General features: G+C 40.7%; 10 protein-coding genes, 3 rRNA genes and 2 riboswitches. Of the genes, 2 read left to right on the top strand and 11 right to left on the bottom strand.

Features of this window, described 5'->3' with window-relative positions; genetic code table 11:
• Positions 1–19: 19 nt before the first annotated feature.
• The 9 genes from purB to AM499_RS20245 all read right to left on the bottom strand — a co-directional run bounded on the left by purB (position 20) and on the right by AM499_RS20245 (position 11,521).
• Entirely contained in the window at positions 20–1,315 is a 1,296-nt protein-coding gene (gene purB / locus AM499_RS20285; protein WP_053591892.1) for an adenylosuccinate lyase, read from the bottom strand.
• Positions 1,316–1,331: 16 nt separating this feature from the next.
• A complete protein-coding gene (gene purK / locus AM499_RS20280) occupies positions 1,332–2,453 on the bottom strand; it encodes a 5-(carboxyamino)imidazole ribonucleotide synthase (RefSeq protein ID WP_053591891.1) in 1,122 nt (373 codons plus the stop codon).
• Positions 2,450–2,938 (bottom strand): 5-(carboxyamino)imidazole ribonucleotide mutase, encoded by a 489-nt coding sequence (purE, locus tag AM499_RS20275; RefSeq protein ID WP_053591890.1) that lies wholly within the window; start codon positions 2,936–2,938, stop codon positions 2,450–2,452. The genes purK and purE overlap by 4 nt, the downstream gene beginning before the upstream one ends.
• 206 nt (positions 2,939–3,144) lie before the next feature.
• Positions 3,145–3,245: riboswitch (purine riboswitch) on the bottom strand.
• Positions 3,246–3,332: 87 nt separating this feature from the next.
• Entirely contained in the window at positions 3,333–3,524 is a 192-nt protein-coding gene (locus AM499_RS20270) for an NETI motif-containing protein (RefSeq protein WP_053591889.1), read from the bottom strand.
• A complete protein-coding gene (locus tag AM499_RS20265) occupies positions 3,521–4,069 on the bottom strand; it encodes a DUF2179 domain-containing protein (protein WP_053591888.1) in 549 nt (182 codons plus the stop codon). The genes AM499_RS20270 and AM499_RS20265 overlap by 4 nt, the downstream gene beginning before the upstream one ends.
• Positions 4,070–4,639: 570 nt before the next feature.
• Positions 4,640–4,755, bottom strand: a 5S ribosomal RNA gene (gene rrf / locus AM499_RS20260).
• A 186-nt stretch (positions 4,756–4,941) separates the two neighbouring features.
• Positions 4,942–7,870: ribosomal RNA gene (locus AM499_RS20255) — 23S ribosomal RNA — on the bottom strand.
• Positions 7,871–8,196: 326 nt separating this feature from the next.
• A 16S ribosomal RNA gene (locus tag AM499_RS20250) occupies positions 8,197–9,750 on the bottom strand.
• The 16S, 23S and 5S rRNA genes sit together here, the layout of an rRNA operon.
• A gap of 439 nt (positions 9,751–10,189) precedes the next feature.
• Entirely contained in the window at positions 10,190–11,521 is a 1,332-nt protein-coding gene (locus AM499_RS20245) for an NCS2 family permease (RefSeq protein ID WP_053591887.1), read from the bottom strand.
• A gap of 90 nt (positions 11,522–11,611) precedes the next feature.
• A riboswitch (purine riboswitch) is annotated at positions 11,612–11,713 on the bottom strand.
• Positions 11,714–11,903: 190 nt separating this feature from the next.
• Between AM499_RS20245 and AM499_RS20240 the strand changes: the two genes are divergently transcribed.
• Together AM499_RS20240 and AM499_RS20235 are read left to right on the top strand one after the other, a co-directional pair.
• Positions 11,904–12,827 carry a helix-turn-helix transcriptional regulator gene (locus tag AM499_RS20240; RefSeq protein ID WP_053591886.1) on the top strand — a complete coding sequence of 308 codons (924 nt, stop codon included), beginning with the start codon at positions 11,904–11,906 and terminating at the stop codon, positions 12,825–12,827.
• Positions 12,828–12,858: 31 nt separating this feature from the next.
• On the top strand, positions 12,859–13,254 hold the full coding sequence (locus tag AM499_RS20235) for a GyrI-like domain-containing protein (RefSeq protein WP_053591885.1): 396 nt from the start codon (positions 12,859–12,861) through the stop codon (positions 13,252–13,254).
• A gap of 405 nt (positions 13,255–13,659) precedes the next feature.
• Here AM499_RS20235 and AM499_RS21925 read toward each other — a convergent pair whose 3' ends face one another.
• Complete coding sequence (locus AM499_RS21925; protein WP_053591884.1) at positions 13,660–13,806, bottom strand: hypothetical protein; 147 nt, start codon at positions 13,804–13,806, stop codon at positions 13,660–13,662.
• Between the two features lie 81 nt (positions 13,807–13,887).
• Complete coding sequence (locus AM499_RS21770; protein ID WP_156316838.1) at positions 13,888–14,040, bottom strand: hypothetical protein; 153 nt, start codon at positions 14,038–14,040, stop codon at positions 13,888–13,890.
• Positions 14,041–14,204: the final 164 nt, after the last annotated feature.

Below are 14,204 nucleotides of genomic sequence, written 5' to 3'. Positions count from 1 at the left end.
CAAATTGTCCGCTTTTGTATTAATTAAGACCTAAACGATTAAAAATTAAATCTACATGTTGGATATGGTAGTTGTAATCAAAGCAGTCATCTAAATCTTCTTTTGTTAATAAAGAAGTAATTTTTTCATCCGTATCAACAAATGTACGGAAGGCAGTTTGAGATTCCCATGCTTTCATTGCTAATGGTTGAACAGTATCATATGCTGTTTCACGTGCTAAACCTTTATCAATAAGTGCAAGTAGCACTCGTTGAGAATAAATTAATCCTAAAGTGGAATCCATATTACGTTTCATGTTTTCAGGGAACACTGTTAAGTTTTTCACGATATTGCCGAATCGATTTAACATATAGTTAAGTGCAATTGTTGCATCTGGCAATATAACACGTTCCGCAGATGAATGAGAGATATCTCTTTCATGCCATAAAGCAACATTTTCATAGGCAGTCATCATATATCCACGAATTAATCGCGCCATACCTACCATATTTTCAGAGCCAATCGGATTACGTTTATGTGGCATAGCAGAAGATCCTTTTTGACCTTTCGAGAAAAATTCTTCTACTTCACGGGTTTCCGATTTTTGAAGACCACGAATCTCTGTAGCAAATTTTTCTATAGAAGTTGCAATTAGAGCTAAAGTACTCATGTATTGTGCGTGGCGATCACGTTGCAATGTTTGTGTTGAGATTGGTGAAGCTGCAAGACCTAGTTTGTCACATACATACTTTTCAACAAAAGGATCAATATTAGCATAAGTCCCTACAGCACCTGACATTTTTCCAGTTTCAATTACTGTTGCAGCTGCTTCAAAACGTTCTAAATTACGTCTCATCTCTTCTAGCCAAAGAGCTAACTTAAGTCCAAAAGTTGTTGGTTCTGCATGTACTCCATGCGTACGTCCCATCATTACGGTATATTTATGTTCTTTTGCTTTATTTTCAAGGATTTCAATAAAATTTTGAATATCTTTACGAAGAATAACATTCGCTTGTTTAATCAAATAAGAAAGAGCTGTGTCTACTACATCCGTAGAAGTTAGTCCGTAATGTACCCATTTACGCTCTTCCCCTAAAGTTTCAGAAACTGCACGGGTAAACGCTACTACGTCATGTCTTGTTTCTTGCTCAATTTCTAAAATACGGTTTACATCGAAAGATGCGTTTTTGCGTAGTGCGACAACATCTTCTTTCGGAATATCACCTATTTCAGCCCATGCTTCACACGCAAGAATTTCAACTTCTAACCATGCATTGTATTTGTTTTCTTCTGTCCAAATTGCTCCCATTTCCGGGCGAGTATAACGTTCTATCATTTAATTTCCTCCTGTTTTATGACCAAATATTCGATTGTTCAATTTCCTCTAAAGTCTGTTCAATGTTAGTTGAAAGGATTGTTACATGACCCATCTTACGGTTTGTTTTAGCTTCACTTTTTCCGTACAAATGAACGGACCAGTTTGGGTACTTACTAATAGAATTCGTTAAAGGAATAACATGCTGTCCTAATATGTTAACCATTACCGTATCCGTCCATAACTTTGGTTCACGAAGTGGCCATCCACAAACAGCTCTAACATGCTGATGGAACTGAGAGATATTACATGCCTCAATCGAATAGTGACCAGAATTATGTGGTCTTGGTGCTAATTCATTTATTAGTATCTCATTATTTTCTAAAACAAACATTTCAACTGCAAGTGTTCCAACTAAATTTAAGTGATTCGCGATTGTTTGAGCAGCTTCAACCGCTTTATTTGCAAGTGAATTGTCAATGCGTGCAGGAACAATCGTTTCATGCAAAATATGATGGACATGAATATTCTCACCAATTGGTAAGCAATACGTTTCACCAGCACCATTTCTTTGAACAATAACTGAAATTTCTTTTGTAAATGAAACAAATGCTTCTGCTATACATGCAGAATGTTCAAATAGTGACTTAGCATTATGCAGCTCTTCTTTTGATTGAACGATTTGCTGCCCCTTCCCATCATAACCACCTCGAGCAGTTTTAACGACACATGGAAAGCCTACTTCGTCAATTCGCTGTTCTAGCTGTTCAAAAGTATTTGCTTCGACAAATTTCGCAATAGGCACGCCTGAAGCCTGAATTTCCGTTTTTTCAAGGATTCTATCTTGTGTGATCTTTACTAATTCTGCTCCTTGTGGCACATATGCTATTTGAGTTAATCTTTTTAAACCTGCATAATCAATATTTTCAAATTCATACGTAATCACGTCACTAACTTCTGCTAGCTCTTCTAATGCAGCTTCGTCATTATATGGAGCAACTATACGAATATCTGCAACTTGGCCACAAGGTGAATCTATTGTAGGTTCTAGCACTGCTATTTTAAATCCAGCTTCCTTCGCCGCTAATGCCATCATTCGTCCAAGTTGGCCACCACCGATAATACCGATTGTTTGCCCTGGAAAAATTACTTTAGTCATTGAAGTTCACCATTACTTTCTAATACTTTATTTTTCGTATCTTCTCGTCTTTTTTCGAGTTTATGCTCTACTTCCGAATCGGTAATAGAAAGTATTTGTGCTGCAAGTAACCCTGCGTTTGTAGCACCAGCTTTTCCGATTGCTACTGTAGCAACAGGTACGCCACCTGGCATTTGGACAATTGATAATAGAGAATCTAGACCATTTAGTGCTCTAGATTGGACTGGAACACCAATTACCGGAAGTGTTGTCTTAGCAGCAACCATACCCGGCAAATGAGCTGCACCACCAGCTCCCGCAATAATCACCTGAATTCCACGTGTTCTAGCTTGCTCAGCATATTCAAACATTAAGTCAGGTGTACGATGTGCAGATACTACTTGTTTTTCATAAGGTATATGAAGTTCTTCTAATATTTCACAACTATATTTCATTGTTTCCCAATCGCTAGAACTACCCATAATTACACCAATTTTTGCGTTCATTATTCTCGTCCCTCCATCAAAGTGCTTTTGACGTATCTGCGTCCAAAACTTGCTTATAAAACTTCAATTAACAATTGAATGAAGTTAAAAATAAAAAATTCCCCAAATAAACTACTTTCTTTAGAAGAAAAGCAGTTTACTTGAGGAATATGGTTGCAGGATTTGTGTCTCTATGAACATATGAAAACACATCCTTTAAGCAATATCCAAAAGTCGCTTTCCCTCATAGTCCTGTCATTTACGGTGACTTGGTAGAGACGCTAAAGCCAATTCTTTAGCATATATGGGGAGATAATCGTCCATTTCTATTCATAGTTTAACAATTATAACGACTCACGTCAACGCTTAAATACGAACAATTAATTTTCAGAAAACTATAATGTTCGTCTTTTGGTTATTTTTCAGCTTCTTTTATCCCTTTCAATTGAATGATTTGTCTAACTGGCACCGGTTGTCCATTAACTTCTTGAAATAGCGGTTCTTCTCTTCTTCCAACTACTTGAAAACCTTGTGCAGTCATTTTACTCATACATTCTGAAATACTCTCGTTTTCTTGTACTTCAAACCACTTTGTCTCTTGTTTCATGAAAACAATTTTCCTCTCCTTACTCGTTTTACCCAGAACCCACCATGAATAGTTTTTGGCTCATATGCAATAATAAATATTTTTGGATCAATCTCTTTTAAGCGATTATACAGTTTCGCTTCGTCTTTTCTTGGAGTTAATATTTGTAATGCTTGTCTAGCACCCTCTAGTCCATTTGCAGTCCAGCTAGTTACACCATATCCTTCTTCTCTCAAAAGTGTCGATAGATTTATCTCGCTTTCACTTTCAGTAGAAATGGCATTTACCATAATATAACCTAATGACATTTTCTCCTCAAGTTTTGATCCAACGACTATTCCTGTACCAAATCCAAGTGCATACGCAATTAGATTATGAATCTCATTTAGATTATCCAAAACGAGACCAAGGCCTACTATATATACCACCACTTCTATTATACTAATTAGCGCCGCAACATATCGATAGCCCTTTAGCGTAAGTATCATACGTGTAGTAGATAAAGTGACATAAACAATATTAATGGCAAAAATAATCAACACCATGGAAATTGCAGTTGAAGTCATTCCACCAGCTCCTCTCGTAATTTGTAGTTATTACTTATTTATATACCCATAATTAAGTACAACTAAAATACAAAGAGTGATAAATAGGAAGTTAGTATAGTATGGTTTCATTTATTGATACCTATTTCAACTGTTGAAATTGAAAGGTTATCCATTTAATAGCAGAACGAGACTAATCTTACTTAAAGAGCGACTAGTTCGCTTGCAAACGAGACCAAATTTTCTAATTCGAGACCATTTTAGCTGAAACCGAGACTACTCTTGTTAAATATGGATAAGGGAGACTAATTTGTCTAGGAGAGCAACCATTCCGAACCTATAAGCAACCAAATGAGTCGTATAAGCGACTAAGAATATACGAAAGCGACCATTTCTCACAATAAAGAGTTCACTTCCTCTGAGATGACACATTTTTCTTCTGTCCTACGTTATGATACTCTCTTCCTTGCTTCCTCGAACTCTTTGTTCCTCTACTTTCTCGCAAGTATATCTACAATTCTTTGCCTTCGGCCTTTTTTCTAATACAACAAAAAAAGCCATCACCGATTGCTCGGTGACGACTTTTCAATTGCCCAGCGACGTCCTACTCTCACAGGGGGAGACCCCCAACTACCATCGGCGCTGAAGAGCTTAACTTCCGTGTTCGGTATGGGAACGGGTGTGACCTCTTCGCCATCATCACTAGACTCTTCGGCTTTCCATACACATCGTACTTCTTCGTCAACTTCTTTCGTTCGGTCAGTCACGTACTTAAGTACGCTCCTTTTCTCTCTCAATCGTTTCCTCGAATTACTCGTGTCTAGAAACCCTCTTATTAGAGTGCTTGTTCACTCAAAACTGGATAAAAGACATTGGTGCTCGCAAATTCATATTTGGTTAAGTCCTCGATCGATTAGTATTCGTCAGCTGCACGTGTCGCCACGCTTCCACCCCGAACCTATCTACCTCATCGTCTTTGAGGGATCTTACTTACTTGCGTAATGGGAAATCTCATCTTGAGGGGGGCTTCGTGCTTAGATGCTTTCAGCACTTATCCCGTCCACACATAGCTACCCAGCGATGCTCTTGGCAGAACAACTGGTACACCAGCGGTGTGTCCATCCCGGTCCTCTCGTACTAAGGACAGCTCCTCTCAAATTTCCTACGCCCACGACGGATAGGGACCGAACTGTCTCACGACGTTCTGAACCCAGCTCGCGTACCGCTTTAATGGGCGAACAGCCCAACCCTTGGGACCGACTACAGCCCCAGGATGCGATGAGCCGACATCGAGGTGCCAAACCTCCCCGTCGATGTGGACTCTTGGGGGAGATAAGCCTGTTATCCCCGGGGTAGCTTTTATCCGTTGAGCGATGGCCCTTCCATGCGGAACCACCGGATCACTAAGCCCGTCTTTCGACCCTGCTCGACTTGTAGGTCTCGCAGTCAAGCTCCCTTCTGCCTTTACACTCTTCGAATGATTTCCAACCATTCTGAGGGAACCTTTGGGCGCCTCCGTTACACTTTAGGAGGCGACCGCCCCAGTCAAACTGCCCGCCTGACACTGTCTCCTACCCGGGTTACGGGTATGGGTTAGAATTTCAATACAACCAGGGTAGTATCCCACCGACGCCTCCTCCGAAGCTGGCGCTCCGGGCTCTAAGGCTCCTACCTATCCTGTACAAGTTGCACCAAAATTCAATATCAAGCTACAGTAAAGCTCCACGGGGTCTTTCCGTCCTGTCGCGGGTAACCTGCATCTTCACAGGTACTATAATTTCACCGAGTCTCTCGTTGAGACAGTGCCCAGATCGTTACGCCTTTCGTGCGGGTCGGAACTTACCCGACAAGGAATTTCGCTACCTTAGGACCGTTATAGTTACGGCCGCCGTTTACTGGGGCTTCAATTCGCACCTTCGCTTGCGCTAAGCACTCCTCTTAACCTTCCAGCACCGGGCAGGCGTCAGCCCCTATACTTCACCTTACGGTTTTGCAGAGACCTGTGTTTTTGCTAAACAGTCGCCTGGGCCTATTCACTGCGGCTCTTCTGGGCTATGCACCCAAAAGAGCACCCCTTCTCCCGAAGTTACGGGGTCATTTTGCCGAGTTCCTTAACGAGAGTTCTCTCGCTCACCTTAGGATTCTCTCCTCGACTACCTGTGTCGGTTTGCGGTACGGGCACCTCCCGCCTCGTTAGAGGCTTTTCTTGGCAGTGTGAAATCAGGAACTCCGGACATTCGTCCTCGCCATCACAGCTCAATGTTACAGAGTGCGGATTTGCCTACACTCACACCTCACTGCTTGGACGTGCATAACCAACAGCACGCTTACCCTATCCTACTGCGTCCCCCCATCACTCAAACGGCGGGGTGGTGGTACAGGAATATCAACCTGTTGTCCATCGTCTACGCCTATCGGCCTCGACTTAGGTCCCGACTAACCCTGAGCGGACGAGCCTTCCTCAGGAAACCTTAGTCATACGGTGGATGGGATTCTCACCCATCTTTCGCTACTCATACCGGCATTCTCACTTCTAAGCGCTCCACCAGTCCTTCCGGTCTGACTTCAACGCCCTTAGAACGCTCTCCTACCACTGATACCATAGGTATCAATCCACAGCTTCGGTGATTTGTTTAGCCCCGATACATTTTCGGCGCAGCGTCACTCGACCAGTGAGCTATTACGCACTCTTTAAATGATGGCTGCTTCTAAGCCAACATCCTGGTTGTCTAAGCAACGCCACATCCTTTTCCACTTAACAAATACTTGGGGACCTTAGCTGGTGGTCTGGGCTGTTTCCCTCTTGACTACGGATCTTATCACTCGCAGTCTGACTCCCAAACATAAATCATTGGCATTCGGAGTTTGTCTGAATTCGGTAACCCGGGATGGGCCCCTAGTCCAAACAGTGCTCTACCTCCAAGATTCTCGCGTTTGAGGCTAGCCCTAAAGCTATTTCGGAGAGAACCAGCTATCTCCAGGTTCGATTGGAATTTCTCCGCTACCCACACCTCATCCCCGCACTTTTCAACGTGCGTGGGTTCGGACCTCCAGTAAGTGTTACCTTACCTTCATCCTGGACATGGGTAGATCACCTGGTTTCGGGTCTACGACCACATACTCATTCGCCCTATTCAGACTCGCTTTCGCTGCGGCTCCGTCTCCTCGACTTAACCTTGCATGTAATCGTAACTCGCCGGTTCATTCTACAAAAGGCACGCCATCACCCATTAACGGGCTCTGACTATTTGTAGGCACACGGTTTCAGGGTCTATTTCACTCCCCTTCCGGGGTGCTTTTCACCTTTCCCTCACGGTACTGGTTCACTATCGGTCACTAGGGAGTATTTAGCCTTGGGAGATGGTCCTCCCGGATTCCGACGGAATTTCACGTGTTCCGCCGTACTCAGGATCCACTCAAGAGAGAACGAATTTTTGACTACGGGGCTTTTACCCTATCCTGCGGACCTTTCCAGATCGCTTCGTCTAACTCGTTCCTTTGTAACTCTATGCTGAGTGTCCTACAACCCCAAGAGGCAAGCCTCTTGGTTTGGGCTCTTCCCGTTTCGCTCGCCGCTACTCAGGGAATCGATTTTTCTTTCTCTTCCTCCAGGTACTTAGATGTTTCAGTTCCCTGGGTGTGCCACAGATGCGCTATGTATTCACGCAAATGTACTGCTCCATTACGAACAGTGGGTTTCCCCATTCGGAAATCTCCGGATCAAAGCTCACTTACAGCTCCCCGGAGCATATCGGTGTTAGTGCCGTCCTTCTTCGGCTCCTAGTGCCAAGGCATTCACCGTGCGCCCTTATTAACTTAACCTAATTCGGCTTTCAATACACGGCGCATTTCTTCGTCAGCTTCGCTCGTTCACATCCTCACGTACGTTAGTACGTTCCGGTGTTCACTCACTCGCTTCCTCGAACTGCTTGTGTCTTGAAACCCTCAAATATAGTAGTTAAAAGTACTACACAAAAAATAATCACGAATGTGATTACAAATTGAATTTCTTGAATTTGTTGCTTTCAATGTCGTTTTATCCAGTTTTCAAAGAACAAGTTTGAAATGCTCAAATGAATGAACATTCAAAACTGAACTGCAAAACGTTAAGCTACAGATAAAGATCTGTATTCCGTGTTTATCCTTAGAAAGGAGGTGATCCAGCCGCACCTTCCGATACGGCTACCTTGTTACGACTTCACCCCAATCATCTGTCCCACCTTCGGCGGCTGGCTCCCAAAAGGGTTACCCCACCGACTTCGGGTGTTACAAACTCTCGTGGTGTGACGGGCGGTGTGTACAAGGCCCGGGAACGTATTCACCGTGGCATGCTGATCCACGATTACTAGCGATTCCGGCTTCATGTAGGCGAGTTGCAGCCTACAATCCGAACTGAGAACGGTTTTATGGGATTAGCTCACCCTCGCGGGGTTGCGACCCTCTGTACCGTCCATTGTAGCACGTGTGTAGCCCAGGTCATAAGGGGCATGATGATTTGACGTCATCCCCACCTTCCTCCGGTTTATCACCGGCAGTCACCTTAGAGTGCCCAACTGAATGCTGGCAACTAAGATCAAGGGTTGCGCTCGTTGCGGGACTTAACCCAACATCTCACGACACGAGCTGACGACAACCATGCACCACCTGTCACCGCTGTCCCCGAAGGGAAAATCCTATCTCTAGGACGGTCAGCGGGATGTCAAGACCTGGTAAGGTTCTTCGCGTTGCTTCGAATTAAACCACATGCTCCACCGCTTGTGCGGGCCCCCGTCAATTCCTTTGAGTTTCAGTCTTGCGACCGTACTCCCCAGGCGGAGTGCTTAATGCGTTAGCTGCAGCACTAAGGGGCGGAAACCCCCTAACACTTAGCACTCATCGTTTACGGCGTGGACTACCAGGGTATCTAATCCTGTTTGCTCCCCACGCTTTCGCGCCTCAGCGTCAGTTACAGACCAGAAAGTCGCCTTCGCCACTGGTGTTCCTCCAAATCTCTACGCATTTCACCGCTACACTTGGAATTCCACTTTCCTCTTCTGCACTCAAGTCCCCCAGTTTCCAATGACCCTCCACGGTTGAGCCGTGGGCTTTCACATCAGACTTAAAGGACCGCCTGCGCGCGCTTTACGCCCAATAATTCCGGACAACGCTTGCCACCTACGTATTACCGCGGCTGCTGGCACGTAGTTAGCCGTGGCTTTCTAATGAGGTACCGTCAAGGTACGAGCAGTTACTCTCGTACTTGTTCTTCCCTCACAACAGAGTTTTACGATCCGAAAACCTTCTTCACTCACGCGGCGTTGCTCCATCAGACTTTCGTCCATTGTGGAAGATTCCCTACTGCTGCCTCCCGTAGGAGTCTGGGCCGTGTCTCAGTCCCAGTGTGGCCGATCACCCTCTCAGGTCGGCTACGCATCGTCGCCTTGGTGAGCCGTTACCTCACCAACTAGCTAATGCGCCGCGGGCCCATCCTGTAGTGACAGCCGAAACCGTCTTTTAACATCCCTCCATGAGAAGGAATGGATTATTCGGTATTAGCCCCGGTTTCCCGGAGTTATCCCAATCTACAGGGCAGGTTGCCCACGTGTTACTCACCCGTCCGCCGCTAAATCAGAAGAAGCAAGCTTCTTCATCATCCGCTCGACTTGCATGTATTAGGCACGCCGCCAGCGTTCGTCCTGAGCCAGGATCAAACTCTCCATAATAGAGAACTTAAAAAGCTCATTTTGTTTTGCTGGCATCATCATTAAATGATGTCAAAATTGTTTGCTATCCGACTAACCAAAGCTAGTCTATCAAGCTATATGTCTTAACGTTTTGCATGTTCAGTTTTCAATGTTCATGTTGTTTATGTTGCCGTTTTGTTTTGGCGACCTTTGTATCTTAACACCCTTTTATATGCCTCGTCAACAGTAAAAAACATAAAAAGATGTAAAAACATAATAACATTTTATTCAGAAATATTCAACTATAATTATAAAAAAGTGTCATATCTTGAAAATCCCTTTATTCACAAAGGTCGAGAGCATTAGATTCAACATATTTATTCATTTCCTTCTATTTCTTTTATACTTTTTTACAAGAAAATACTTAATAAAAAAACAAAAAAGAGAGACGCAAGGTCTCTCTCATTTCGATGATTGATTATAAGAATATAAAATAACCGAGGAATACCACCCATAGTCCATACATAATTGGGTGCACTTCTTTTATTCGTCCTGCAATGATCATTGTGATTGGATAAAACAAGAATCCAATTGCTATACCAGTTGCAATAGAGTATGTTAACGGCATTGCAATAATAACGAAGAACGCCGGAACTGCAACTTCAAATTTAGTCCATTCGATATTTCCTAAGGAAGATACCATTAATACCCCTACTACTATTAACGCTGGTGCTGTTACATAAGAAGTAACAACACTTAATAATGGAAAGAAGAATAAAGATAATAACAGAAGAACTCCAGTTACTACTGCTGCAAAACCTGAGCGTGCACCTGCCGCAACACCTGCAGTAGATTCTACATAAGATGTGGTTGTTGAAGTACCAGCTACTGCACCTGCTGTTGTTGCAATTGCATCTGCAAGAAGTGCTTTACCTGCACGTGGTAGCTTTCCTTCTTTCATTAAACCTGCTTGGTTTGCTACAGAAATTAATGTTCCTGCTGTATCAAAAAAGTTAACAAATAAAAATGTTAGAACTACGATTAAAAATTGAGCTGTTAATAGAGACGATGGATCATTGAATATTGGATCAAGCGCTGCTCCAAAAGTTGGAGCCATACTTGGTACATGTCCTATAATTGCTTTTGGAATCGGTACTAAGCTAAAGATCATCCCTACTATAGCAGTGATCAACATACCATAGAAAATTCCGCCTTTAATACCTTTAACCATCATGATAACTGTAATGATTAAACCGAATATTGTTAGAAGGACGTTTGGATCTGTTAAATCTCCTAAACCAACAATTACGTTTGGATTACTTACGATAATTTTTGAGTTTTGCAAACCAACAAATGTAATAAATAAACCAATTCCCGCGCCTACTGCAAATTTCAATTCAGCTGGGATTGCATTAATAATTGTTTCACGAATACCGGATAATGATAAAAGAATAAAAATAACACCTGCTACAAAAACTCCGGTTAACGCTACTTGCCATGGAATTCCGAATTCTAATACAACTGTATATGCGAAGAATGCATTTAGTCCCATTCCTGGTGCTAGGGCAATTGGATATTTTGCTAATACACCCATCAGGATTGATCCGATTGCAGCCGCAATAGCTGTTGCTGTAAATACCGAACCTTTATCCATATACATAAAATCTGGTAAACCTTCTACAGTCTCAAGTGATAGAGTCATCGGGTTTACTACTAGGATATACGCCATTGCTAGAAATGTTGTTAAACCACCAATAATCTCGTTGCGATAGTTTGTCCCTAGTTCTTCAAATCGAAAATACTTTTTCATGAGATCCTCCATTTTTTTGTCTTGATAACGAAAAAAAGCATATGACCTATTAACGGTCGTATGCTTTAAAGTCCTTAATCAGTGAAAGTTTTACACTTTCAAACTAATCGTAGTCGAATCATTTACGGTGATTCGGTAGAGACTTTTGGGCCTTATTCCCAACGTTATACGACGACATATTCAAATTATGATAGTAATATAACACTATTAAATGTAAAAATCAATACCAAATCCGAACGTTTTTTAAATATCTTCACTTATAGTTCGTTATTCTGAAAATTTTACTTAATACAATAAGTTATCAACTTCCCAGAATCTCATAGTAATATTAAGTTAGATAAAATCCTGATTAGAAGTGAAATAGTATATGGGGGAAATCATAATGAAGACAGAAAGATTATTTTCGATTTTAGTACTTTTATTAAATATAGATAAAATTTCAGCGGAAGAACTGGCCAAAAAATTTGAAGTCAGTAAGCGAACAATTTATCGAGATTTGGAGTCATTATCAATGTCTGGTCTACCCATTACCTCCATTCATGGTAGAAACGGAGGAGTTGGTTTGATGCCTTCCTATAAAATGGACAAACACTTATTCACTGATGTTGAAAAACAAAAACTAATTGATGCATTAAATATTCATCAAAATATGTTGCAAGAAGATAACCAAATTCTCATAGAAAAGTTGGAAAATTTACAGGGCATTGCTGATGCGTTTGAAAACTTTTCTTACTACTCACCTACTCTTCACAGAAAAGAAATAGAAGAAGAAATAAAAGATAAAATAAAAGCCATTCGTAAAGCAATCACGCATAAGAAAAAATTGAAAATAAAATATACGTCTATGAGCGGAGAGAATACTAATAGAATCGTTTCCCCGTCTAATTTACAACTAAAAGACGGAAGTTGGTTTATGGAGGCTTATTGTGATAAGAGACAGGATAAAAGATTATTTAAGCTTACTCGAATTAGAGAGTACAAAGAATTAGAAGAAGAATGTATTAAAACAATAGAAAGTGAAACTGTCTCAACAAAATCTTACGAGGAAGTTGAACTGATTTTTTCCAAAAACCAATTAGGCAAGCTCTACGATTTTTTCTTAGAAGATGAAATAAAAATAAACCACAATGATATTACTGTCACTTTTACATATGATAATAATCAAAATCTATTACCTTTTCTATTGATGTTCAGCTCCTCTGTTGATGTTGTAAAACCAGAGGCTTTAAAAATTTCCTATTACCGCGAACTAAATAAAATTTATAAAAAGATAAATGATGACAATCAGTTGTCATACATTCCATGATACATTTTCAAATGAAAGGTGGAGATGTAAAATGAGAGTAAATATTTCTTCTATAGTGATTCAAGGTAACAAAGTGAGAACGAACAATAATAATAGTGATGTTTTTGCTAATCAATGGGGAGAATTTTTGAAACAACATACAGTGGAAGAGGACATTTTTGCAGTTTATACTAATTACGACAGTGATTACACTGGGAATTTTGATTTTATTATTGGAACTGAAAATTCAACCGGAAAATCAAGTGTCACTATTCCAAAAGGAAAATATTTTGTTTGGAAAGTAGAAAAAAACGATCCACATAGCGTTGGCATGGCATGGAAAGAAATTTGGCATAGTGATGTCCCAAGAACATACCAGACTGATTTTGAATGGTATAAGACAGACGGAACAATTAGCATCTATTTATCGGTTTCTTCTCAAGACTAAAAAAAGCCTAAAATCCACTCATTGGATTTTAGGCTTTTCTTTACTATTCCCACTCAATCGTAGCTGGTGGCTAGCTCGTAACATCATAAAGTACGATCGCCAACCACTGATATATAAGGATTTTACGCTTTTTATCAAAACAGAAAAATTTGTTCAAATGATGTAATTCTTGTCCTCAATTGTAGCTGGTGAACCCCCTGTTTACAACGTTATTATTTTGAATAATAGCTATGTCGTTTCAATGTCAAAATCAATTAGTGAGGAATGGATATCTGATGACGAGTTTTTTGTCACCGAATCTGAAATTTAGGAGAATAATAAACTCTATCATCAATTGAAAAAAAGAACTTCGAATAAGAAAAACATAGGGAGATTTTAGTCTTCCTATGTTTTCATTCATATTATTTATCTGTTTGTTTTTGCTTTTTTTTTCAAATACTCCGCACGTATTTTTTCAAGTTGTTGCTTTTTATCATATTTGGCAGGCTTGTGTTTTTCATGATACTTTGCCACAGCCACCTGACCTTTGGTATCCAATTGATATTTCCCCACTTTGTTCACCTACTTTTCTTGTCTTTAAAGAGAATCAATTTAACAAATATAATATACCTTATTTTACTGAAGTAAACCTTTTTACTTTATTAGTGTACTGCCTAACCTTGCATATATCAGTAAAAACTTAGTAAAATAATTCATAGCCAAATGGTTTTCATTATACTTATCTTTACGACCTTGAATTTGTTGATTCATTTTAAAGTCATCAATTAAATCACTAATTTTAACCAAAATAAAAAACCCCCTTCTAGTTACTTGTTATAAATAACTAAAAGAGGATTTAATTTTGACATATAAATAGTTGCACGTTAATCACTAAATCAGTGCTTAACAAAATGCATTAGACATTGGTACGACTGTGTTTATAACTTGTTCAAGCTATAATACTCCGCAAT

This window comes from Bacillus sp. FJAT-22090 (assembly GCF_001278755.1).
In the GTDB taxonomy this organism is placed as follows: domain Bacteria; phylum Bacillota; class Bacilli; order Bacillales_A; family Planococcaceae; genus Psychrobacillus.
Note: the sequence above shows the minus strand (reverse complement) of the source record. Positions and strands in the feature narration are given on the sequence as shown.